23 protein-coding genes are annotated in these 24821 nt (G+C 44.8%); 4 read left to right on the top strand and 19 right to left on the bottom strand.

The window, feature by feature from the left end; genetic code table 11:
- Nucleotides 1-23: 23 nt before the first annotated feature.
- Nucleotides 24-485: a hypothetical protein gene (locus GGD38_RS23355; RefSeq protein WP_375301732.1), complete on the bottom strand. Its 462-nt coding sequence runs from the start codon at nucleotides 483-485 to the stop codon at nucleotides 24-26.
- A 21-nt stretch (nucleotides 486-506) separates the two neighbouring features.
- A complete protein-coding gene (locus tag GGD38_RS23350; RefSeq protein WP_375301733.1) occupies nucleotides 507-716 on the bottom strand; it encodes a hypothetical protein in 210 nt (69 codons plus the stop codon).
- 637 nt (nucleotides 717-1353) lie between these two features.
- Here GGD38_RS23350 and GGD38_RS23345 point away from each other — a divergent pair.
- Nucleotides 1354-1968 carry a hypothetical protein gene (locus GGD38_RS23345; protein ID WP_375301734.1) on the top strand — a complete coding sequence of 205 codons (615 nt, stop codon included), beginning with the start codon at nucleotides 1354-1356 and terminating at the stop codon, nucleotides 1966-1968.
- Between the two features lie 137 nt (nucleotides 1969-2105).
- Here the strand turns inward: GGD38_RS23345 and GGD38_RS23340 are convergent, their stop codons facing one another.
- The 17 genes from GGD38_RS23340 to GGD38_RS23260 form a co-directional block, all read right to left on the bottom strand.
- Nucleotides 2106-3539 carry an NADH-quinone oxidoreductase subunit N gene (locus GGD38_RS23340; RefSeq protein WP_375301735.1) on the bottom strand — a complete coding sequence of 478 codons (1434 nt, stop codon included), beginning with the start codon at nucleotides 3537-3539 and terminating at the stop codon, nucleotides 2106-2108.
- An 82-nt stretch (nucleotides 3540-3621) separates the two neighbouring features.
- The gene (locus GGD38_RS23335; protein WP_375301736.1) at nucleotides 3622-5094 is read right to left on the bottom strand and encodes a NuoM family protein; all 1473 of its coding nucleotides are present in this window, start codon (nucleotides 5092-5094) and stop codon (nucleotides 3622-3624) included.
- Entirely contained in the window at nucleotides 5091-6974 is a 1884-nt protein-coding gene (gene nuoL / locus GGD38_RS23330) for an NADH-quinone oxidoreductase subunit L (protein WP_375301737.1), read from the bottom strand. Before nuoL ends, GGD38_RS23335 begins: the two co-directional genes overlap by 4 nt.
- A gap of 223 nt (nucleotides 6975-7197) precedes the next feature.
- Nucleotides 7198-7503, bottom strand: a complete 306-nt coding sequence (gene nuoK, locus GGD38_RS23325; RefSeq protein ID WP_375301738.1) for an NADH-quinone oxidoreductase subunit NuoK — start codon at nucleotides 7501-7503, stop codon at nucleotides 7198-7200.
- Entirely contained in the window at nucleotides 7493-8092 is a 600-nt protein-coding gene (gene nuoJ, locus GGD38_RS23320) for an NADH-quinone oxidoreductase subunit J (protein ID WP_375301739.1), read from the bottom strand. The genes nuoK and nuoJ overlap by 11 nt, the downstream gene beginning before the upstream one ends.
- Before the next feature lie 211 nt (nucleotides 8093-8303).
- A complete protein-coding gene (gene nuoI / locus GGD38_RS23315) occupies nucleotides 8304-8819 on the bottom strand; it encodes an NADH-quinone oxidoreductase subunit NuoI (protein WP_375301740.1) in 516 nt (171 codons plus the stop codon).
- An 11-nt stretch (nucleotides 8820-8830) separates the two neighbouring features.
- Nucleotides 8831-9787, bottom strand: coding sequence for an NADH-quinone oxidoreductase subunit NuoH (gene nuoH, locus GGD38_RS23310; RefSeq protein ID WP_375301741.1), 957 nt, complete (start codon nucleotides 9785-9787; stop codon nucleotides 8831-8833).
- 3 nt (nucleotides 9788-9790) lie between these two features.
- The gene (gene nuoG / locus GGD38_RS23305) at nucleotides 9791-12499 is read right to left on the bottom strand and encodes an NADH-quinone oxidoreductase subunit NuoG (protein ID WP_375301742.1); all 2709 of its coding nucleotides are present in this window, start codon (nucleotides 12497-12499) and stop codon (nucleotides 9791-9793) included.
- A 109-nt stretch (nucleotides 12500-12608) separates the two neighbouring features.
- Nucleotides 12609-13886, bottom strand: a complete 1278-nt coding sequence (gene nuoF / locus GGD38_RS23300) for an NADH-quinone oxidoreductase subunit NuoF (protein ID WP_375301743.1) — start codon at nucleotides 13884-13886, stop codon at nucleotides 12609-12611.
- A 6-nt stretch (nucleotides 13887-13892) separates the two neighbouring features.
- On the bottom strand, nucleotides 13893-14438 hold the full coding sequence (gene nuoE / locus GGD38_RS23295; protein ID WP_375301744.1) for an NADH-quinone oxidoreductase subunit NuoE: 546 nt from the start codon (nucleotides 14436-14438) through the stop codon (nucleotides 13893-13895).
- Nucleotides 14439-14585: 147 nt separating this feature from the next.
- Entirely contained in the window at nucleotides 14586-16334 is a 1749-nt protein-coding gene (nuoC, locus tag GGD38_RS23290; protein ID WP_375301745.1) for an NADH-quinone oxidoreductase subunit C/D, read from the bottom strand.
- Between the two features lie 42 nt (nucleotides 16335-16376).
- Nucleotides 16377-17015, bottom strand: a complete 639-nt coding sequence (gene nuoB / locus GGD38_RS23285) for an NADH-quinone oxidoreductase subunit NuoB (protein ID WP_375301746.1) — start codon at nucleotides 17013-17015, stop codon at nucleotides 16377-16379.
- 217 nt (nucleotides 17016-17232) lie between these two features.
- Nucleotides 17233-17652 (bottom strand): NADH-quinone oxidoreductase subunit A, encoded by a 420-nt coding sequence (locus GGD38_RS23280; RefSeq protein WP_375301747.1) that lies wholly within the window; start codon nucleotides 17650-17652, stop codon nucleotides 17233-17235.
- Nucleotides 17653-17766: 114 nt separating this feature from the next.
- Nucleotides 17767-18198, bottom strand: coding sequence for a CBS domain-containing protein (locus GGD38_RS23275; RefSeq protein WP_375301748.1), 432 nt, complete (start codon nucleotides 18196-18198; stop codon nucleotides 17767-17769).
- A gap of 193 nt (nucleotides 18199-18391) precedes the next feature.
- Nucleotides 18392-19738, bottom strand: coding sequence for a T9SS type A sorting domain-containing protein (locus tag GGD38_RS23270; RefSeq protein WP_375301749.1), 1347 nt, complete (start codon nucleotides 19736-19738; stop codon nucleotides 18392-18394).
- 12 nt (nucleotides 19739-19750) lie between these two features.
- Nucleotides 19751-20671, bottom strand: a complete 921-nt coding sequence (locus tag GGD38_RS23265) for a methionyl-tRNA formyltransferase (protein ID WP_375301750.1) — start codon at nucleotides 20669-20671, stop codon at nucleotides 19751-19753.
- A 29-nt stretch (nucleotides 20672-20700) separates the two neighbouring features.
- Nucleotides 20701-21237, bottom strand: coding sequence for a phage tail protein (locus GGD38_RS23260; RefSeq protein ID WP_375301751.1), 537 nt, complete (start codon nucleotides 21235-21237; stop codon nucleotides 20701-20703).
- 215 nt (nucleotides 21238-21452) lie between these two features.
- Here GGD38_RS23260 and GGD38_RS23255 point away from each other — a divergent pair, with 215 nt between their 5' ends.
- From GGD38_RS23255 to GGD38_RS23245, 3 genes are all read left to right on the top strand, one after another.
- Nucleotides 21453-21965, top strand: coding sequence for a YybH family protein (locus tag GGD38_RS23255; protein WP_375301752.1), 513 nt, complete (start codon nucleotides 21453-21455; stop codon nucleotides 21963-21965).
- Between the two features lie 190 nt (nucleotides 21966-22155).
- On the top strand, nucleotides 22156-22662 hold the full coding sequence (locus GGD38_RS23250; RefSeq protein WP_375301753.1) for an RNA polymerase sigma-70 factor: 507 nt from the start codon (nucleotides 22156-22158) through the stop codon (nucleotides 22660-22662).
- Nucleotides 22663-22756: 94 nt separating this feature from the next.
- Nucleotides 22757-24772 (top strand): SBBP repeat-containing protein, encoded by a 2016-nt coding sequence (locus tag GGD38_RS23245; RefSeq protein WP_375301754.1) that lies wholly within the window; start codon nucleotides 22757-22759, stop codon nucleotides 24770-24772.
- Nucleotides 24773-24821: the final 49 nt, after the last annotated feature.

Below are 24821 nucleotides of genomic sequence, written 5' to 3'. Positions count from 1 at the left end.
GTTATTAGATTCTTTGTAAAAAACTAAACCAGCAAACTCCATTTTGGCTTTTTATAATAAAGGCCGATAGGTTGTCCATATGCCAGGATCAGATCGATCAATTCTTTTTTCTTTATTTCCAGAATAGTGACATCAAATTGTACACTGGTCTGGCCCTTCATATGTAATACAAGAGCTACATTATCTTCATCAACTTCTGTTGAAAAGCTTTCTATTGATGCCCAAGGATAAAATTCCTTGCCCCGCAAACGAATGCCTTCTGCTGAAATAACCATTTCAATTTTTCGATTACGTAACTCCCGGATATAATATATACACGCAACCAACGATACCGATCCGCATAAGACAACTACCCATTGCCCATCTTTATTCTGCCAAACCATAAATGATCCTATAATGCAACCAATAGCAATCAATCCGCTGATCACAACACGCACAATCAACTTCTGTTTGCTTTTCTTTAGTACAATTTCTTGTTTTTCCATTAGCTTAAGATTGTTCTACAGTTATTCATAAAACTCATACTTATATTCCGGTACTATTTTTATCAATCCAATCAAAACTAACACTATAAAAACGCCTGCTATAAGCTCGGTCAAACTATTCTGCCTGAAGAAAATGCCATAAAGCAACGGGCAAATAAATAAACTTACGAGTACTGCAGAGGGAATTGATTGATCGTTTGTTCTTCTGTCTACAATTCCGTTTTCATCCATAAAGCGAGGGTTTGATCGCTATTTCAGATCAAACAAACCAATTTTTTGGCAAATAATCAAACTGCCTGGCTAAATTTCATTGATATTTATCAGATAAATGAGACCACAGGTAACAATCCGAAAAAATCAACAACTTTTTAGAATGTTTATTAACTTTTAAGAAAAGCAACTAACAGATATTGTAACATATCTGCTTTTACAAAAAGCTGCTAAGTTTTTCAAAAAGTTAGCAGTTTTTTGCAAATACTCAACGGCATTTACTGATCCTTATCAGCTTTTTATATTTACAGTCAGCGTTCAATAATACTTATCAAATAACCATAAAAGCTGGTAACAAATACCAATAACTGTTATAAACAGTTAAATAATAACGGCTTTTATAAATGTTTATCTAAGAGCGGTAAAAGCTGATAACTCTTACCGATTCTAACCTAAATCATTTGTCTTATGTCAAAAAATTACGGAAGCTGTAAATATTTTTGGTCAGTTGATCAACAATTCTATAACTTTATTACAGAACGACTACTGTTGCACGTATAAATGCAACCGCACCGCTTTAATTATTTTCTAACCGGGGAGATTACCTGCACAAAGGATTCGATGCACAGTTAATTTTATTAACTATTAAACTAACTGTATGAACAGGAAGCTTGCATTGAATTTTCGTAAACACAACGACGCTGAACTGAATGAAATAGCTTATTTTATTTGGAATAGTCTGCATAACAACAAAGACTGGCTCGATATACAAACGTTATTACCACCTATCCAAAAAACATTAGAACAATTTCAGCACTACAGGCAGGAAGCCTGGAATGGCGACACCCAAATGATCATAATCAAAAACGATTTTAAAGAAAAACTCATTTCTTTATTACGGGAACTCGGTGAAACAATACAGTTGAAAGCTAAAGGGGATGAATGGCTGATCTTAACCAGCGGATATGAGACCGCTAAACCGCCCAAAAATGCAAAGCTGGAAAAACCCGGGGAGTTTAAAGTTTTGCCTGGACCAATGAATGGTCAAATAATATTACAGTCAAAAAGAGTAAAAGGCGCCAAAGCATACCAGTACCAATATACCCGAGGTCCTGTAAATAATGAAACTAAGTGGGAAACCATTACCAGTACCCAACGGAAAATTGTTATATCCGATCTGCCCCTCGGCATACAATTCTTCTTTCAAATGGCCGCTATCGGGGCGCGTAATCAAATTACATATACTGATATTGTTTCCAGATTTATTGCTTAAGGAATGCCGAGGTCAGAAATCGGGGACGGAACGGTGCAAGGTAAAAAGCAGGACCCCGGAACGTTTGTGTATATGGTTTCGGGTATTGACTATTTAGGAAGGACTGTAACTAAAAAAGGGGCCTTTACGTTGGTTCGCTAAACTTTCAAAAACGCAGCTACCGTATCAACCACAAAACCAGGAAAAACACCGAGATAACCTAACAGAAACATCAGTACAACAAGCGACGTATATGTTGCAGCATAAAAGAATGGATGCAGGGTCCTTTCCTTAACGGGTGTTAATGGCGGTGCGGCAAACAGGGTGCTGATGATGCGCAGGTAATAATACAACCCAATTACACTGCTTAACGCCAGCACCACCGCCAGCAACCACATATGTTGCTGTACACCGGCTGTGAGTATAAAGAATTTGGCAGGAAAACCAGCAGTTAGTGGAATGCCGGCCAATGATAATAAAGCAACGGTAAAGATGGCAGCCGTCAATGGGCTTCGCCAAAACAATCCGCGATATCCGCTTAACTCATCGGCATCGCGGCGTTGGGTCGATAACAGCGTTATAATACCAAAGGCCGACAACAAGGTTATTGAATACGCCAGCAGGTAAAATACGGCGGCGCCAACACCGGCATTGCCCGACAAAAACGCCACCAGCAAATAACCGAAATGCGCAATGGATGAATACGCCAGCAGCCGTTTAATGTTCTGCTGCATCAGCGCCAGCACATTGCCAGCGATCATACAGGCAATGGCGATGATGGTAAAAACAGTAACCGCCAGGTGATTCTCCTGTAAATGTACGGCCTGCGCAAAACGTATAAAAACGGCAAAAACGCCGATTTTGGAAACCGTGGCAATAAACGCCGTTACCGGCGCCGGCGCGCCCTGGTATACATCGGCCGCCCATAAATGAAATGGCACCAATGCCAGTTTAAACCCAATGGCCACCACAATTAAACCAATTCCCATCAGGAACAATACCGAAGCCCCCGAGGAACTAATAACACGCCCAATGGCAGCAAATTCCATGCTGCCCGTTTCCATATATATCAGCGCCATACCAAACAAAAGAAAGGCCGATGACAAAGCTGCCAGCACCAGGTATTTCATGCCTGCTTCCACCGCATTGTTTCGGTTGCGCAAATACGCTATCAATGCATACAGGCTTACGCTCAACAATTCCAACCCAATAAATAACGACACAAAATGCCGGCTAATGGTCAATACGGCAGAGCCTAATGTGGCCAGAAAAAGCAGGATATAATATTCTTTAGGATTCTCTTCGCGTTCTTCAAAATAGATATAGCTAAGCAATCCAACCACCAGTACTGAAAATATGATCAACCCGGTAAATAACGCAGCAAACCCATCAACCACCAGCAGTGGCGGCACTTCACGCGGCAGGGCATCGCGCACATACCACATGGCAAATACAACACCACACATTAAAACAAAACCCGTTACCTGTATTACGGTATGGCTTTGCCTGAAAGCTATAAGCAGGATCACCACTATGGCTGCAGTGGCCAGTATCATAAATGGAAGTAATGCCAGAAATTGTAAATGAGTCATCGTAAAATGTTTCAGGTTACAGGTTTCAAGTTGCACACCAGGCACCGGTTACCAGTGGATTTGGAATTTGGTGCTTTGGCTGTTATCTTATAGCTATTCCTGCAACAACACCGCTAACCATATTGATAACGGGTTGCGGGTATAAACCAAGAATAACGATTGCAAGCGTAAGCGCCCCTACAATTACCCACTCGCGGGCGCTGAGGTCGGCCGGTATTTCATTAACGGTTTGCGTTTGTCCAAGAAACACCTTTTGCATCAGGCGCAATGAATACAAAGCCGATAACACCAAACCAACACTGGCAATAACCGTAAGCACCGGGCTCACCGTGAAGGTGCTTAAGAGTATTAAAAATTCTGCAATAAAATTCCCGAGGAATGGCAAGCCCAACGAAGCCATAACAAATAACATGGCCATGGCACCCATGTGCGGCATGGCCGTCCACATACCGCCCATTTGATTTATATCCCTGGTATGTAGCCTTTCTTTTAACATACCGGCCATAACGAATAAAGCGCCGGTACTAACACCATGCGTCATCAGTTGCATTATTACTCCCTGCAGTGCAATTTCCCTAAAAGCAAATGCACCCAACAGCACAAAACCCATATGGCTTACTGAAGTATAAGCAATGAGCCGTTTAAGATCGGTTTGCGCAAAAGCAAGCATCGCCCCATATACAATACCAATAACGCCCAACAACATGGCCAGCCAACTTATATCTGCTGCAGCCTGCGGAAACATGGGCAACACAAAACGCAAAATACCATAGGCGCCGGTCTTTAACAGCAAACCCGCCAGTATAAGACTGCCCGCCGTTGGCGCTTCACTATGCGCATCGGGCAACCAGTTGTGCAGCGGTACCATGGGCAGTTTGATCACAAAGGCGATCATAAACCCCATCATTATCCAACGGGCAGCCGAACCGCGCAGGTTGGTATTGAGCAGCGCAAAATAATCGAATGTATAATGGCCACCGTTCTGTTGCGCATGAATAAAATACATGGCCAAAATACTCAGCAGCATCAGCAGTCCACCGGTTTGGGTAAACAAAAAGAATTTATAAGCCGCATAGCGCCGGTTGAAATCGCCCCAAATAGCAATCAGAAAATACATAGGCACCAGCATCACTTCCCAGAAGAAATAGAACAGGAACATGTCCATAGCGACAAAAACGCCTGCAATGCCGGCCAGCGTCCATAGTAAATTGAAAAAGTAAAAGCCCGTTCTTTCACGTACTTCGTTCCATGAGCTCAACACGGCCAGGGTACCTAACAAAAAAGTAAGCATTAGCAGAATAAAGCTTAACCCATCGAGCGCCAGGTGAAAGCTAATACCATAGGCAGGTATCCAGTTTGCCTGGTAATGAATGAACCAGTTATTGCCGGGTGTTTTTATAGGCGGGTTATTAATAAACCAAACCAGTGGAATAGAAAAAGCAGTGACCACCGATATCAGCGCTATCCAGCGGCAGATCAATTGATCTTGTTGGGCAACCAGCCAACAAACAACGCCGCCTGCCAATAAAACCACTATCATCCAAACCAGGATCATAATAATATTTGAAGGGTGATAATAAACAAAATACCGGCCAGTACACCTACTATATACAACCGCAAGGAGCCGTTTTGCGAAATGGCAAACCAGCTGTTCAATTTCAGTGCGGCCTGGGCAATGCCGTTGTATAAACGATCTATGACATCGCTTTTATTGATACGGGTTATAAATACAAAAGGTTTTACAAACAGAAAATTATACAGCTGATCGAACTTAAAGCCACTGAACAACAGATCGCGCATGCCCGATAAACCCGGCGATCTCTGCCAGCGGATACCCGGTTTTCCGTAATACAATAAATAACCCAGGTATATACCGGCCAAAGTCACAAACACCGCCATTAGTTGAAACAACCATTCAGACGGCAGATCAGGCTTCAATACCGTTTCGGGTAATACTTTTTGAACGAGATCAGAAAACAGCGAGAGATGCACCATATTATGCGGCCATTCAATAAAACCTGCAGTAATAGAAAGAAAGGCCAGCACTATCAGCGGAATGACCATACCCTGTGCCGGGTGTTCATGCACCGGTGTTCTTACATCGCCCCAAAAAACAACCAACATTAACCGGGTTGTATACAATGCAGTAATAAAAGCTCCCGCCATGGCCATTACCCATAATAAAGGATTACCATTTGCGGCGCTCCAACTGTACCAAAGAATGGCATCTTTACTAAAAAAGCCGGCGCTTACCAGCGGCAATGCGCTCAAGGCAACTGCCCCTGCAAGGAATGTTACAAAAACCACCGGCATACGTTTGCGCAGTCCACCCATCATAAAAATATTATGCTCATGATGTAAGGCTTCTATTATAACGCCTGCGGCGAGAAATAACAGCGCTTTAAAAAATGCATGGGTAAAGAAATGGAAGATGGCAGCGCTCCAGGCGCCAACGCCCAACGCCAGGAACATATAACCTATCTGGCTGATGGTTGAATAAGCCAGGATCCGTTTTATATCAGTTTGCGCCAACGCGCTACAACCAGCCACAAATAATGTAAGGGCACCAATAATAGCAACGATCATCATGGTTACCGGCGATAATTGAAACAGCACATGCATACGCGCAATTAAATAAACACCTGCAGTGACCATAGTGGCCGCATGGATCAATGCACTCACGGGGCTGGGCCCGGCCATAGCATCGGGTAACCAGGTTTGTAAAGGCAGCTGTGCCGATTTACCCATTCCACCCACCAATAGTAATATGGTGATGAGTACAATATTGCTGCCACCTGTGGTAAAATGATCGGGCGCCAGGTGCAGAATGGCTGAGATATTTAATGTACCCAGCTCTTTGAACAACAGGAACAAACCGATCAGTAAGGCTGTGTCGCCAATACGGGTAATTAGAAATGCTTTAATGGCGGCGCGGCAATTGGAAGGCACTTCATACCAGAACCCGATCAATAAATAACTACATAAACCAACGCCTTCCCACCCCAGGTACATAAGCACCAGGTTATCGGCCATTACCAGTAACAACATAGAGCACACGAATAAATTCATGGATGCAAAAAAGCGGGCATAATCATCATCGTGCCACATAAAGAAGGCGGAGTAAATATGGATAAGCGCACCCACAAACGTGATGATAAAAATAAAAACGAGGGTCAATGCATCAGCACGCAAGCCAATATCAACCGATAAATTGCCTATTGAAAACCACGACCATAATAATTGGTCATAGGCGCCGCCGGCTGGCGGGGTTTGCAGAAAAGAAAGGCCCAGTATGATGGTGAGGATGGCTGCAATGCAGATAGTTCCGGCTCCTAGTATGGCCACGGCCCGTTTGGGCATTTGTCTTCCGAAGAACGAAAGTACCACGAAGCCAATTAGTGGAAGTAATGGTATGAAGGCTAGTAGTGGAGGCATAGTTGACAAGTTAACACGTTAACAGGTTGACAAGGGTTTCTGTGCAGGAGGCTGATTAATAGTTGACAGGTTGATAAGGTTGATAGAGTTAATAAAGGCCCTCTGTGCATCGGTCTGACTAGCTGGTTGCCGCGCGCGAAGCCGTATTTGCTTTTAGCTTTCGGCTTTCAGCTTTCAGCTGTATTCTATTTCACGTTTCACGTTTGCCGTTTCACGACTTTCATTAATCACGTAATTCCTTCAACCTATCTACATCCAACGTTTTGTGTTGGTGGTAAATCTGCAGCACCAGCGCCAGGCCAACCGATACTTCTGCAGCGGCCATGGCAAGGATAAAGAGAAACATGACCTGTCCATCGGGTTGTTGCCATTTTGCTCCGGCGGCAACAAATGCCAGTCCGGATGCATTGAGCATGATCTCAACGGAGATCAGCATAAACACCACATTCTTCCTGGTGAGTACACCCACGAGGCCCAGGGCAAATAATACCGAGGCCACTATCAAAACCATATGTGCACTATTGATCATGTAAAACAGTTTGTTCGTTTTTTAATGATTCAACCGGCCTTAGCGGTTTGGGCTTTTCTTTTTTACCTTCTCCATTTTGGAGGAAGCGATGCAATGGCGTATGCATATGTTTACCAATGTGTGCAGCGCCTACAATACCTGCCATTAGTAAAAAACCGGTAAGCTCAACAGCAATGATGTATTCGCCATATAACGACAGTGCCAACCTGCGCGGATCAACCACCGACACTTTCAAAGGCTGATCACTATCAGTAAACAGCAGTATGATCATTTCAACCAATAACACCAACACCAGGGCCGATGGTACCAACCACACTTTAGGCTTTAACCATTCCTTTTCCTGTTGTGCAGTGTCCTTACCCAGGTTCAGCATCATTACTACAAATATGAACAATACGATAATGGCGCCGGCGTACACAATGATCTCCAAAGCCGCAACGAATGGCGCACCAAGCGACAAAAAGATCATTCCCACTGCTAAAAAAGAAACGGCAAGGTAAAGCAAAGCATGAACCGGATGATACCGGGTTATGACCAAAATAGTTGATGCAATGGCGATGGTTGATGACAGGTAAAATAAAGTTGACATAGAACGCTTTTTATTAGTATCGGCCATTCATGATCAATGAACCTGTTACCAGTTCCCGGTTTCTGGTTTCCAGGCTTTATACCTCAGATCTCCGACTATATTCAGCAGTACCTATTTTCTAATGGCCGCGCCCCTGGTAACAGGAAACAGGTAACCGGTAACGTTTACATATCAATGACAAAGTTTCAACTACCACAAACCAGCCCCCAGGTTAGGGAAGTAAACTATGTACATCTACCGGCGGTTCTTCATTAACGCCCTCGCCTTTCTTTTTAACCCCGGCTTCAAGGCCAGCCACACGATAAAAATTATAACCGGGGTATTTACCCTCACTATCTATCAGCAGGTCTTCTTTTTCAAACACCAGGTTCTGGCGGTTGTACTCGGCCATTTCAAAATCGGGGATCAGTTGTATGGCGTAGGTTGGACAAGCATCTTCACAATACCCACAAAAAATGCAGCGGGAAAAGTTGATGCGAAAGAAATCGGGATACCGGCGCCCATTCTCATCTTCGGTAGCCTGCAGAGCTATACAATCTACCGGACAAGCCACTGCACACAAATAACACCCCACACAACGTTCGCCACCATCAGGGTCTTTGGTTAATACAATACGGCCCCGATAGCGCGGATGTAATTCCACCTTCTCTTCGGGATACTCTATCGTTGCCTTTTTTTTGAACAGGTGGATGAAGACCAGCCACATCGTTCTTAGATGACTTAACATAGTTATCTATTTTAGTGATCTCTTAACCATAAGGCCACCGCTCCGGTGATCAATAAATTAGCCAACACAATGGGTAAAATGATCTTCCAGCCATAAGCGATCAACTGATCGTATCTTGGCCGGGGAAGCGATGCCCTTAACAATATAAATAAGCCAATAAAGAAAAATAACTTAATGGCAAACCAGGCCAATGGCGGTAAGAACGCCGGGCCCAGCCAGCCGCCAAAGAACAGGGTTACGATCATAGCTGAGATCAACGTAATACCCAGGTATTCGCCAATAAAGAACATGCCGAACTTCATACCCGAATACTCGGCATGATACCCGGCGATCAACTCACTCTCCGCCTCCGGAATATCAAAAGGTAAACGATGCGTTTCGGCAATACCGGCAATAAAGAAAATAACAAAACCCACCGGCTGCGTTACCACAAACCACCAATTCTTTTGGGCCGCCACTATATCGCCCAGGTTAAATGAACCGGTAAGCATTACCACACCCATAAGCGATAAACCCATAAACACTTCATAAGCGATCATTTGCGAAGCTCCGCGCATAGCCCCAAGCAACGCGTATTTATTATTGGATGCCCAACCACCTAACACAATACTGTAAACGCCCATCGACGACATGGCCAGGAAAAAGAGAATGCCAATATTAAGATCAGCGACTACAATACCCGGCGCAAAAGGAATGATCACAAAACTCATCAACACACTGGCCACCACAATAGCCGGCGCCAGAATAAACACCCATTTATCGGCAAATGGTGGTATCCAGTCTTCTTTAAAGAATAACTTAAGCGTATCGGCCAATACAATTAAAATGCCCAGCGGCCCGGCCCGGTTGGGCCCCAGCCTGTCTTGCCATAAAGCAAGCATGCGGCGTTCAACCCAAATTAGTCCGGCGGCTATGTTTAATAAAACAAATAACACACCGGCTACTATTAATATTTGTTCAGTTGTCATTTCTTATAATTTGATACTAACAACCTGTATCCACGAATTCCAATTCATCACAGGCATACCTGTAAGACCCGCCGGCATTAATACCACTCCATTGGGAATGGTTCCATTTGTTTTCACCGGCAGTTCATATGTTTGTTCAAAAACTTTTATCGAAAGCAACGAACCATCTACCACACCTAACTGATCGGCATCGGATGCCGACATAGCAATATATGGCTGTGGCGACAACTCACTTACGCCCTTGGCATAGGCACTTAGCTCTTCTGACCCAAATACATGCCATTGCGGCAGCAACAACCATTTTTCATTACGCACAATAAACGGTTCGGGAATGTCTTTAAAATAAACCGGCGCGCCGTTGCGCTTATATGCAAAGAGCGCTGCGCCTGCATTTTCATTACGCAATGCACCACCTACCTCCTGCTGGTATTTATTTACCGATTGAATAGAATTCCAACCCGGCGACCAAAAGAACGGGATCAGGGGGGATGGCGGTTTACCCGTATAACCTTCCATTGTAAACGAAAATGGTGAATCTCCATCCTGTTTTGGCTTGGGCTCGCTCACCGCCAGGTTTGCCAACATAGCCGTGCGACCACTATAGCGATGTGGTTCGCGCGGCATCGATTGCCCGTTTATGCGAAAGTCATGATGGGGCGCCGATGCTGCTATGCCGGCAAACTGTGGCATTAACTGTTGGCACATGGTCAATACATCTTCGGGATGATATACCTGTTCGTTGGTATTACCTGTTTTTACCGCCTGTAATTTCAACAGCCATTTCCAACTTTCCTGTATATATTTATTAGCTGGTACATATACCTGGTAAAATCGTTGCGCCCGGCCTTCATAGTTTACCAAGGTACCATCGCCTTCGGCAAATGTGGCGGCCGGGATCAACACATCGGCCTTTTGTGTAGTGGCGTTATTCAGGGTATCGAACACAATACAATGCTGGCAACTGTTGAAGAACACGTCTGCAATAGGCGCCGGCACATGCCGGTACAGATCATTTTCAAGTACAATAGCTGCTATATTATTTTCTCGTGTGGCCCGCAGCACCGCATTTTCAAAACCAGCAGCATTCATTATGGCCAGTCCCATGCTATTACTTTCAGGCATTACATAAGCCAGCTTCACTTCGCGCTCATGTGTATTCAATGCAGCGGCAATATCAAATGCCGCTCTTATCAAAGCTTCATTGTAACAACCGGCGCCGCTGATGATCACCGGGCGTTTTGCCTGTTGCAACGCTGCCGCAATAACCGCGGCCTGATCTTGTACATCTCTATCGAGCAATACAGCCGGCACCGGCGTGTTTAACCGGTTGGCAATGGCAAAACCCAAACGGGCTAAATTATCAGGGGCCAAATGCACTGAGCAGGTACTTATTTCATCGAGTGGTGATGAGCTAATGGTACAATTGGCCAGAAAACCTTTTTCCTGCTGCACTAACTCGCGCACCGCAGCATCGTGCCAGCTGGGTAATGCCCTGTTTTCCAGCACATGCTGCGCAGCAGTTTTCATTACACCCTGCCTCACCGCCAACGCCATTACGGGCGCCGTGTTCCAGATATCTTCGCCTAACACTAAAATGGCATCGGCCTGTTGTACATCCTGCAAAGAAGCTGTTTGCACCGCTCCCGACCTCATTACCTCCACTATTCTTTTTTCAATAAAACCAAGTGTATCATTTATGCCCTGGTAGAAATTTTCTTTCCCCACCAATTGCATCAGCGCCGTATTGCTTTCAACAGATGCACGGGGGGAACCAATACCAATAAGCGTATGCGTGCTCATTAAAATACGCAGATGGTCCATCAACACTGCTTCATCCACCGCCTCTATTGACCGGCTGCGAATAAGCGGTTGCGTAATACGGTTGGCGCTGTTTACAAATTCATAACCAAAACGCCCCCGGTCGCACAGGAAGTAACCGTTCACCTGGCTATTGTACCTGTTGGTAATACAACGCAACTGGCCATATCGCTCACCGGCAATGGTATTACAACCTACACTGCAATGAGTACATACCGAAGGTGCTGTTGTAAGGTCCCATTTGCGGGTATAATGTTCGCGTAATGTTTTGTCGGTAAATACCCCGGTTGGACAAACCTCTGCCAAATTACCGCTGAACGGACTTTCCAGTATGCCATCCTTCTCGCGGCCAAAATAAACATGGTTGTGCGCGGCAAAAACATTCAGGTCTTTCCCGCCTGCGTAATCGTGATAATAGCGTACACAACGATAACATTGTATACAGCGGTTCATTTCATGATGTATGAACGGGCCAAGGTATTGATTTTTGTAGGTCCTTTTTTTGAAATGATAACGACGATAATCGTGGCCCGTCATTACCGTCATATCCTGCAAATGACAGCTACCGCCCTCATCGCAAACGGGGCAATCGTGCGGGTGATTGGTCATCAGCCATTCTATCACCTGGCTGCGGAACGCTTTTGCGGTTTTGTCGGCCACCGATAAATGCAGTCCATCCCTGATGTTTTCCATACAACTCATTACCAGCCTGCCCCGGGTATCATTCTCATCTTTAAACACTTTTACCGCACACTGCCGGCATGCGCCCACGCTGCCCAATGCCGGATGCCAGCAGAAGTAAGGGAGGTCGATGCCGAGCGTAAGGCAGGCTTCGAGGAGATTCTTACCTTCCTTTACCGTGTATTGTTTGTTATCGATGAAAATAGTAGACATATCATTTAAAAATGAAACATTTCGATTCTTAAGTAACCGTTACCGGTTACCGGTTTCCGGTTTCCAGGGGCCCGGCAACCGGTACCTGGTAACCGGCGCCTGCATCCTTTTAATCATACGGACACTTATGCATGGTAATGTGTCTTTCAAAATCCTCTCTAAAATATTTAAGCGCACTTTGCAACGGTTCCATGGCGCCGGGGGCAAGGGCGCAAAAAGTATTTCCGGGCCCCAGCCATTGCGTATGCATTTGCAATAACTCCATATCTTCATTGGTACCGGTGCCATGCTCAAGGCTTAACAACATTTTTTCTACCCATGGTAACCCTTCGCGGCACGGCGTGCACCAGCCACAACTTTCCTGGGCAAAAAAGTGTTGCAGGTTATGAACAAAACCAACGGGGCAGGTGGCATCGTCCATTACCACCATAGTACCTGTACCCAGGCGACTGCCGGCAGCCTGCACGGAAGCAAAATCCATTTTTACATCGAGGTGTTCTGTAGTAAGAAAATCGGTAGAAGCGCCACCCGGCAATATGCCTTTTAATTGATATCCGTTCTTCATGCCTCCGGCGTATTCTTCAACCAGCTCCCGTACTGTAACGCTGCCTATGGGCAACTCCCAGCAACCGGGATTATTCACTTTACCACTAACACCATACAACTTGGTGCCGCCATCGTCGCCACTTCCTAATCCTCTAAACCATTCAGCGCCGTTGTTTACGATATGCGGAAGATTGCAAAGTGTTTCTACATTATTTACAATAGTGGGTTTGCCATACAAACCACTTATTTGCGGAAATGGCGGTTTTGACCGGGGAGTGGCACGCTTTCCTTCCAACGCATTTAATAAGGCAGTTTCCTCGCCACACATATAACGGCCAACGCCGGTATGCAAATGCATTTCCAAACTAAACCCGCTGCCCCGGATGTTCTTTCCCAAATAACCGGCAGCATATGCTTCGTGAATACTTTTGCGTAATAATTGCGCCGCTTTTTTATACGCCCAACGTAAAAAGATGTACGAAATATCGGCCTGTATGGCATAGGCGGCCAATATCATACCTTCAATCAATTGATGCGGGTTGCCTTCGAGCAGCATGCGGTCTTTAAATGTACCGGGCTCCATTTCATCGGCATTGGCAATAAGGTATTTTGGGTGCGGCGCATCATTACCCATGGGCACAAAGCTCCATTTCATACCGGTATTAAAACCTGCGCCGCCACGGCCTTTCAGTCCGCTGTCCTGCACCAGCTTTTGCACTTCCTGGTACGACATACTGGTGAGCACTTTTTGCAGGGCAGAATAACCGCCCGTCATCTCATATTCGTGGAGATCAAATGCCGGGCAGCCGGGATGGATATATTGTGTTAACGGATGTTCCATAGTACGTTAGGTATACTTTTTTAAAATACGGTCGAGGCAGGTTACGGTAACATCTTTATAAAGGTCATTATCTATCATTAAGGCGGGGGCGTGATCGCAGCAACCGAGGCAGGCGTTAGGTAATAAAGTGAAACAATCGTCACCGGTTGTTTCGCCAAACCTGATGCGCAGTTTTTCCTGTAAGGCAGTATAGATGTCGCCATACTTCATTACATAACACGAAATGCTATCACATAACAGGATCACATGCCGGCCCACGGGTTTACGAAAAATAAGGTTGTAAAAGGTGGCCACACTATCTACTTCGGCGGGACTCATTTGTAAATAGGCGGCAATAGCATTTACGCTTTCATCACTGATCCAACGGCGATTGTTTTGAACGATCTTCAACGCTTCAATAACTGCGGCACTTTTATGCGGCACCATTGCTATTTCATGATCGATGGCGGTTCGTTCTTTATCGGTGAGATAATGTTCCTTAAGCACTCCCTCTGCGTAGCTGGCTGTGTTATCTGAATTAGATTGTTTTTTATTTAATTTTTGTTCTATCATTCTATTTTGTTTTCGGCATTCGCAAAACGGCACCGGCCCCCTCCCTTTATCACCTCTATCAACTCTATCAACTTATCAACTATTACTCAGCCTGCTGCACAGAAACTGCCTTTCATTATCACATTATCACATTAGCAAATTATCACATTAACGATCTATATCGGCCAACACAAAATCTATACTGCCAAGAATACTCAACAGGTCACCAACCGTATACCCTTTACTAATAAACGGCAGCATCTGCATGTGCGGGAATGACGGAGTGCGAATGCGCACTCTATAGGCCGCGGTATTGCCATCACTAATACAGTAATAGCTATTGGCGCCCTTGGTGGCTTCAATACAACTCATGGCTTCCCCATCGGGTATTACCGGCCCCCAGCTCACATTCAGAAAATGGGTAATGAGCGTTTCAATATCCTGCATAGTATATTTCTTTAACGGCGGCGTAGTAAGCGGATGGCTCGATTTATAATCGCCTGCCGGCATATTCTCGAGGCACTGTTTTACAATGCGCAGGCTCTGGCGCATCTCCTCTACCCGTACCAGTGCGCGATCGTAACAATCGCCATTCTGGGCGGTGGGTATATCAAATTCAAACCGGTCGTAACCGCTATAAGGTTGTTTTTTACGCCAGTCCCAATCGAAACCGCAGGCCCGCAAACCGGGTCCGGTTACACCCCACTCAATGGCTTCGTCCAAAGTATAGATACCTATACCTTTTGTTCTTGCCTTGAATATACTGTTGCGAATAACCATTTTTTCATATTCGCGGATCTTGGGTGGGAAATAATCAACAAAATACTGAACGAGTCTTTGCCAGCCATTGGGCAGGTCCTGCGCCACGCCCCCAATGCGGAACCAATTGGGATGCATGCGGCCGCCGCAAATGGCTTCAATGATATCGAAGATCTTTTCGCGGTCGGTGAACATATAAAATACCGGGGAAAGCTGCCCAAGGTCCTGGGCAAAAGTACCAAACCAAACGAGGTGACTGGCAATGCGGAACAGTTCGCACAACATAACTCGAATGGTCATGGCCCTGTCGGGCAACTCGATGCCCGCCAGTTTTTCAACGGCCAACAGGTATGCGAGGTTGTTCATAACACCGCCGAGGTAATCAACACGATCGGTGTAAGGAATATATGTATGCCAGCTTTGCCGCTCGGCCATTTTCTCGGCGCCTCGGTGGTGAAAACCAATTTCAGGAACGGCATCAACAATATCTTCACCATTCAATTGCAGAATGATACGTAACACGCCATGGGTGCCGGGGTGTTGCGGACCGATATTGAGGAACATAAAGTCGGCATCGTCGCCGTGTTCTTTCAGTCCCCATTCTTCGGGTTTAAAACGCAACGCTTCCTGTTCGCGGTCCTGCAACTCATCGTACAACTGAAACGGTCCCATTTCGGTTGCCCTTGCCGGATGTTCCTTGCGTAAAGGATGCCCCTGCCAGGTAAGCGGCATTAAAATGCGGGTTAAATGCGGATGCCCGTTGAACCGGATGCCGAACATGTCGTACACCTCGCGTTCGTACCAATTGGCATTTTGAAACAAAGAAGTAATGGAAGAGATAGAAGGATACTCACCACGCAATGCTACTTTCAGTTTAATGAAGGCGTTCTGTTCAAAAGAGAAGAGCACATATACTACGGTAAATTCGGCCATGGGCAGGCCATTGAAGCGATTGCGGTTCCGTTCATCAATGCCAAACAGATCGTATAACATTTTGAATGGCTGCGGAACTTCGGTCTTTAAACATTGTATAGCAGGTACGATCTTCTCCTTAGACACCCACAGTGTGAGTATTTCATCAACGGTCTTTTGCTGGTATTGAATATTTTCTTCCAGCCGTTGTTGCAGATGCTGTATTATATTATTGGCATCCGACATATTTAAAATGTTTGTGGTTTATGGTTTACAAACAACAAACTTTTATATTTCATCCACACCTTTAAAACTTGTCATATTCATCCTTGCATCGTGTTTCACTTCTTTCATGGAAGTCATCGTTGGTTTTATGATGCCCTGTTGGCCAATGACCCAGCTTAATGGCCGTTTTTCTTTTCCAACCGAATCGGCCAGTAACATCAGTCCTTGCATAAACGCATCGGGCCGGGGCGGGCAACCGGGCACATATACATCAACGGGCAGGAACTTATCAACGCCCTGCACTACACTATATATATCATACATACCGCCGCTGTTGGCACAACTGCCCATAGAGATCACCCAGCGGGGTTCCATCATTTGTTCGTGTAAGCGTTTTATGATGGGCACCATTTTTATAAAAACCGTTCCGGCAATTACCATTACATCCGCTTCACGCGGTGTACCGCGTATAACTTCGGCGCCAAAACGAGCAACATCATATTTACTGGTAATACTGGTAGCCATTTCAACAAAACAACAGCTAAGGCCAAAGTGAAATGGCCACATGGAGTTCTTACGGCCCCAGGCCACCAGGCTTTGAACGGAGGTAAGCATAATACTTTGGCGAACGGCCTCTTCGAGACTGCCATTACCGGAAATGTTTCCGGTTGAATCACCTGCTTTGCTTAACCACCATTTCATAATATATACTTTAGTATAAGTTTTTGCTGGCCCCCGCCCCCCCTCCAGACCTCCCCGCGGAAGGGGGGAGGCCACTTCTTAAGTCAAATATTCGTTGCCTTTATCAGGCTTCAAAAATCAAACAAGATGCTGCACAGAAACCCTTTATCAACTTTATCAGCATTTCAACTTACTCAGAGAGCTGCACATAGGACAACCTTGTTAACTCGTCAACTCCTCACCCCGTCAACTCCCTATACCGCTTCATAATCTTCTTAACGTTGATACCTATATCCAACGCCCCTATCCCCCACTCATAGATCAACACTACAACCAACTGAGCTATAAATATCGCCACGCCAATATACCCGTACCAGCCGAGTTCGTAAAAGCCAAGCGCCCACAGAATAATGAACACGGCTTCTACATCAAAAATTACAAACAACATGGCAACGAGGTAAAACTGGGCAGAAAAACGAAGGCGTGCAGAGCCAGTTTGTTCTATTCCTCCTTCGTATGGTTTATTGGTAGCGCGGTCGTGATGATGTTGACCTAATATATATGAAAGAAACAGGATGGCAACGAGCAGAAAAACTACCACACCTGCGTACAATAGCAATGGCCATAATTGATTACTATGGATATCTGATTCCGGCATAAAATAATACTTCCACTAAGGAGGCTCATACATGAATACAAGTTCCCCCTTTCACAACAAATAAAATCCCATACACTACGCCATACAGCTACAATAGTACGATCAGTGAATTGATTAACTGGTAATGTAATGTTCAAGACATTGAATAACGAAGTCTTTCTGATCGATGATATATTTTACAAGATCACCGATTGAAACGAGTCCAATTAATTCATTGTCTTCAAGTACAGGTAAATGACGGATATGTTTATCAGTCATCAATTGCATGCAGTATTCAATCTTGCAATCAGGAGTAACAAACACCGGGCTTTCGGTCATAATGTCCATAACCCTGGTCTCTTTTGAGGATCTTCCCTTTAATATTACTTTGCGGGCGTAGTCACGTTCTGTAAAAATACCATCCAGTTTACCGTTCTCTTCCAACACAACCAGTGAACCGAGATTCCTCGCTTCCAGTGTTTCTAAAGCTTCGTATACGGAGCTTTCCGGATTTACCGTATATACCACATGTCCTTTAATTTGCAGTATATCTCTTACCGTATCCATGGTAATAGTTTTAAGAGCTATTTATACTGTTAAGTTATTCAATTTTTATTAAATAAAAAATTAATCCCTAAAACAGTTCACAGTTCTTAGTTCTTAGTTTTCAGTTCAAAACCAAAAAGTTGAGCCACCCGCCTGTTGGCAGATGGCTCAACGCTGTATTCATTATCACATTATCAAATTATCACATTCTGTATTACTCTCTTTTTATAAACCTCCGCACGGTGCTTTGTCCATTATTCCCAATAAATGCCACATAATAGATTCCCGGTCGATAGTTTTGTAAACCGATCTTTATCCTGCTGGTTGTTGCACGCGGTGAAATGGATTGCAGCAACTGTTCGGCACTGTTATACAATTTAAGTTCACGCCATACGCCCCTATTGAAAGTCACCTCTACAGTATGCACGGCGGGGTTGGGACCAACCCGCAATGCAATGGCTGCTACTTCAATCCTCCTGGTGCCTAATATTTTTGACCGGCCATCGCGATCTGTTTGTGTTAACCGGTAATAATTACTTCCATGTTCGGGCCACTCATCGGTATAAGAATAATCAACCGGCTGGTTATTATCACCTTTTCCCGGTACCGTGGCAATAGTTGTATAATGTAAGCCATCGCCGCTTCGTTCCAGCGTAAAATGATCATTGTTCACCTCCATGGCAGTTTCCCATGAAAGTTTAACAGCACCGGCCGTTGTTTCTTCTGCGTTGAAATGAAGCAGGGTAACAGGTAATAACGTAAAGAAATTTGAAGGATAATAAACGCCTGAAGCAATATTCAATGCAGGGCCATCACTGCCAATCCAGTTAGCGGGATCTGCAACGGCAGCTTTTATTGCTGCCGTTGTACCGGTCGTTGTACCAGCATAGATCATGTTGTCAAATCCATAATTGGCTGTCCCCACTGTACCGGGGCCCACTGAAAGATTTGCTGTATTGGCTGTTAGGGCAACCGCTGTTAGCCCGTTTGTTAAACCGGGAGGTAAATAAGACAGAACATCAGAAGTAATGGCCGCGCCGCCTGTATACCATACGCCATTCGCGCCGTAGGCAGTGTTCTGTCCTGTATTTAATGCGTAAATAAAAGTAGCGCCCAACGCCGTACCGGAGGCACCCTGGTATACAATTAACTGGTCGCCAAAATTACTAAAACCAAAGGGTGTTGATGGATTTCCCAATTGTCCCGATACACCGGTGGAAGCCCCATTAATAGTATTATTGGTGCCATAAACCACCGTGCCTGCAGATATCAAAGCAGGTACAGTATATACCAGATAGCCATCGCTTGTATTACCGGCAGCTGTTCTGAAATTACTAATGGTGGCATCGTAGCCATTGTCGGTAAAAACAATAACCGTACCCGCAGTTATATTTCTCATTGCCAGAAACGCCCATCGCTGGTTCGGATAGGTATCGTCGGAATTAAAGCCCAGAATGATAATATCCCCCGCCGACAAGCTTTGCGCCTGAACGTCATCCTGGCTAACGAGCAATAACATACAGGTGCATACAATGTATACATTGTGTAGTTTTTTTATCATAACATGGTGTTTTCAAATATTATTAAATGACTGACCCTCGAAGAATCCATATTTCGCTGCAAAACGACCAGGCATTAAAACACCATTAACCATTAGGGTATGTATATGCAGGACCTCATTATTAATACACGAGATCAGAAAAGAACCGGAAGTATTGAGAATTGTGCCGGGCAAATGCGGTATCCGTCCATTAGAAGGCGCAGGCTCGGCATCGATGATGCGCACCTCAAAACCGTTGTAAGAAGTTATTGCACCGTTATTCCAGGGATTACAGGCTTTCACCAGATTGCAGATGGCTACGGCATTCATGGAGGCCCAACTAATGCAAACATCATTTGCGGTTGGCCTGCCAAAATAAGCTGCATGTTTTTCATCCTGAACTTTTACAACAATGGTATGTTTCTGCCTGTGCAACTCCAACAGATGATTTACGCCTTCAGTTAAATAATGGCTCATTAACTGGTGAACATATCCGTAACTGAAGAACGGTTCATTAGGATATTCTTTTTGCCAGGCAATAGCACCTGTATCGATATTTTCACTAATGAAGTGAATAGTGATAGCCAGCGAAGTGGCGCCATTCTTTAATTGCCAGAATACAGGGTTAGGCCCCCTGTATTCCGGCAAATGCCCAAAATGTACATTATAAAGAACGGGCGTAATAGTAGTAAAGCGCTTAATACGAATGATCTCACTATAGCCAATTACAAATATGATATCGGGCCGTTGTTCGTTTACCCAATCGTACAAAGACCGGCCACTGCTCTTTTCATGCGTACAGGAAATTGCAGCCTGTGTACAAAAAGAAACAATTGCTGACTTTTCATTGACGGTAGATTCTGCTGAAAAGACAGTAATATCTCTACCTGCAGATTGCAGGTAATGCAAAAGCGGTAAACAAATAGTAGAATTTGAAACAATGCCTGTTCTCATATTACTTACAGGCACAAATCAGGAGTTCCTTAATTTCTGGACGGGAAAAACCCCTCTACGCAAATAATGTAGTTCAAGCACAGCGAAGGCTGTCGGTTTTCGTGCGGCTGGCTACCGCCGGAAACACTGATACTATTAGGAGCCAGTGTTGCAGTAGGCGTACCGTTATACGTATTTACAGGAATTGTGTCACCACCATAGGTCGCATTTGACATGGCGAGATAATTGTTGTTTGCAGAATCAGAGTTTGCCGTACTGCCGCTTACTTCAACCAAATGGTTATGAGCAGGCATTTGATTCTGGATTAACGAAACAGTTTCAACACCTAAAGATTGCCCTAATGGCCAGGCGCTTAAACCTGGTCCCTGTCCCTGACCAACAGGTACCCGCCCCCGCAGATCAGGCAACGCAAAAGTAGTACGTCCATCGCCGCCATAAACGGTTCCAAGAATTGAGAATAAAGCGGTATTCGTTGAAATTGACAGCAGTTGCCCCTGGCACAAGGCCCAGCCCCTTGGAGCGAAGTTTCCGGCAAACAATTGTATGGTTCCAATAGTACCTTCCATAAATAAGTTGATTAATGGTGAGAAAATGGTGATTTAAAATTAGCACAATTTAATATTCGAAGATCATGCAGAAAGTTGATAATGGTCAGCTTTTCACTTGTGTGTTAGTGTTGTATTCACAATAACACACAACATTTATTTGATCGCGATCAATATCCAATTCACTCACCCCATTTACATTTATAATGCGCATACCTTAGTACAAAACCAACAACATGAAAAAACATTGCGCACTATTTTTATTTTCCGGTGTATTGATGTTTGCAACGTCGTGCCAGGAAACAGCCACCGAAAAAACAGATCACAATACCATGGGCGATACCGTTGCTACCGCCACTGCTTTCGACATGAACAAAGCAAAAGCATGGATTGAAAGTGACAACGCAAAATTTAGTGAAGAAGCAAAAAAGGGCGACTCCAATGCTTTAGCTGCACACTATGCCTCTGATGGCTGGGCCATGTTCGATAACAGCGAACCATTTAAAGGCGCAGCCATTGCAAATGCATGGGGCGGCGCCATCAGAATGGGCATGAAAGAATTGAAAATTAATACCGTTGACCTTACCGGCAATGCCGAACTGCTTGTTGAAACAGGCATGTATGAAATGATTGGCGATGGCAATAAAACACTCGATAAAGGTAAATATGTGGTTGTATGGAAGCCCGAGGGCGACGGTTGGAAAATTTATCGTGATATAGGCAATAGCAACATGGCCCCACACAAATAATTTGAATATAAATGCCGGCAGCCAAACTTACAACTGCCGGCATTTGCTATCTTTTTAGCAAAATCGTTTTTTATCTGGCAAAAAACACATACTTTCAGGTAAAATTGAACGTAAACCCTTTCCTTCTAAATGTATGTTTGCCGGCTTTAGTTCACATAGTGACAATGATTTGTCTCTGCTACGGGACGGCATGGCCGCATTTGAAGCATTGTATAAAAAATACTGGTACCAGTTATATTGTGTAGCTTTTAAATACACCCATTCGGGCCCCGACTCGGAAGAACTGGTACAGAACCTGTTTGAAAAGATCTGGCGCAACCGCGCCAATTTGCAGGTAAAGAACTGGGGCGCCTTTCTTACCATTTCCCTTCGCAACATGGCCATCGACTTTCATCGTCAGCAGGCCGTTAAAGATAAATTCCTGCAAAACTACCAAACGGCAACAACTACAAGCGATACAGATAACGGAATAGACCAGGAACAATTATTAGTGCTTATAGAGAACCACCTGCACGAGCTCCCCGAAAAAACCCAGATTATTTTTAAACTAAGCCGCTACGAACATAAATCGGTAAAAGAAATTGCCGGTCATATGCAACTCACCGAAAAAGCGGTTGAATACCATATTACGCGCTCGCTCAAACTATTACGCAGGCACCTGCGAAACTACCTGAACACCTATACCACTTTACTATAATACAACTCAGCAAATTAAGGAGGCTGCGTTTGCATGTGATTGTTTGTCTTTCTATCTTCGTATAACCATTTTATACGCCCTAACTCCCAACCAAATGAGACTCATTCTATCCCTTATTCTTTTGTTTGCAGCCACACTGTGTTATGCGCAACCCAGCTATCATTGGGCAAAAGCGCTGGCTGGCCCGGGTGCAGAATCGGGGTTTGCCATCACAGCCGACGCCTCCGGTAATTCCTATACAGCAGGCAGCTTTGCCGATACCGCCGACTTTGACCCTGGCCCCGGCCACTACGATATTCAATCAATTGGCGCAGTTGATGCCTATGTGTGCAAACTGGATGCTTCAGGTAATTTTGTTTGGGCCAGAAATATAGGCGGTGACAACACCAGTGCAGAAGCGCATGCTGTAGCAGTAGATGCTGCCGGTAATGTTTATATCACCGGCTGGTTCAGAGGAACGGTAGACTTTGACCCTACCAGCGGTGTTCAAATGGTTACAGCTACCAGTAATATCGATCTGTTTATCATTAAATTAAATGCTGCAGGCAATTACGTTTGGGGTAAAAAAATTGGTGGCGACGTATTTGCTGTTGGCAATGGTATAGCTGTAGACGCCAAAGGCAATGTATTTACCACAGGCTATTATTGGGGAGTAGTTGACTTTGACCCCGGGCCCAACTCACAAACACTTAATTCGGCAGGGTACAATGCTATTTTTGTTTCCAAACTCGATTCTTCGGGCAATTATGTGTGGGCCAAAAGTATGAATGGTACTGGTAGTGGTGTAGCCAAGTCTATAGCCCTCGATGCTACTGGTAATATTTATGTTGCCGGTGATTTTCAGGTAGGCCCTATCGATTTTGACCCTGGCCCGGGCACAGCGATCATTACACCGTATGGCAGCATAGATGGTTTTGTTTGCAAACTGAATGCTGCAGGCAATTATGTTTGGGCCCAAAAAATAGGCAGCTCCCAATACGACCAGGCCTTTTCAGTAGCTGTTGACACCTCGGGCAATGTACATGTAATGGGTACTTTTGATGGTACAGCAGATTTCGATCCCGGCACGGGCACCCATACCCTTACATCAAACGGCGGTTCAGATATGTACATTCTCAAACTTAATGCGGCGGGCAATTATCTCTGGGCTAAGGGAATGGGTGGAACCGACCATGAATTTCCAGGCAACCTGGCACTCGATACGTTAGGCAATGTATACACAACAGGGCATTTCAGATACACCATCGATCTTGATCCCGGTCCCGGCGTTCAAAACCGTACTGCGGCTGGCGGCTCATTCTATTTTGATATCTATATTTCCAAACTCGATGCTTCGGGCAATTATGTGTGGGGATATACCATAGGCGGCGGCTCCGGCGATGAGTACACTGGCGCCCTTGCAGTAAAAGGCAACGACAATATTTACCTCACCGGCCATTATTGGAACACACCCGATATGGACCCCGGCCCCGGAACACAGAACCTGCCGTTCACAGGCGTAAGTGATGTTTTCGTTTTGCATCTCTTTAACCCCGCTTTGGAGTTTAAATTGCAGCAATTTAAGGCTACTGATAATAAAACCAATGTACTACTGCAATGGCAAACGATCGTTGATGAAACCATTGCGTCCTATTCAGTTGAAAAAAGTACAGACAGTTTAATTTATGCTGGCATTGGATCTGTAGCTGCTGCTAATAACGGTGCCTATACCAATAACTACAATTATACCGATACACAGGTGGTAGATACCAATTTTTACCGGTTGAAAATAATAAATAAGAATGGCCAGTTTACATATAGCAATGCAGTGTCTGTAAAAAGAAAACCCATTACCGATACCACCAACGTTATAAGCACCCCTGTTACCCCACCTGCCCTGCAGTTATCGCCTAACCCGGCCGGCAATACTATATATGTGCAGGTAAATGAAAACGAAAAGGTAACCTTTCAGGTTGTTGACGGCAACGGGCGTGTTTGGCAAAAGCAAACAGTGGAACTTACCGAAAACATCTCATACCCAATAAACATTCAACAACTGCCGCCAGGACAATACTATTTAATTGTAAGCGGCAAACAAACGAAACAGACAAAGACATTCCTGAAAAGATAAGCCTTCATATATTCATTTTAAAACACCCCATAAGCCGGCGCTTATGGGG

It is taken from the genome of Niastella sp. OAS944 (assembly GCA_024809215.1).
Classification (GTDB): domain Bacteria; phylum Bacteroidota; class Bacteroidia; order Chitinophagales; family Chitinophagaceae; genus Niastella.
Note: the sequence above shows the minus strand (reverse complement) of the source record. Positions and strands in the feature narration are given on the sequence as shown.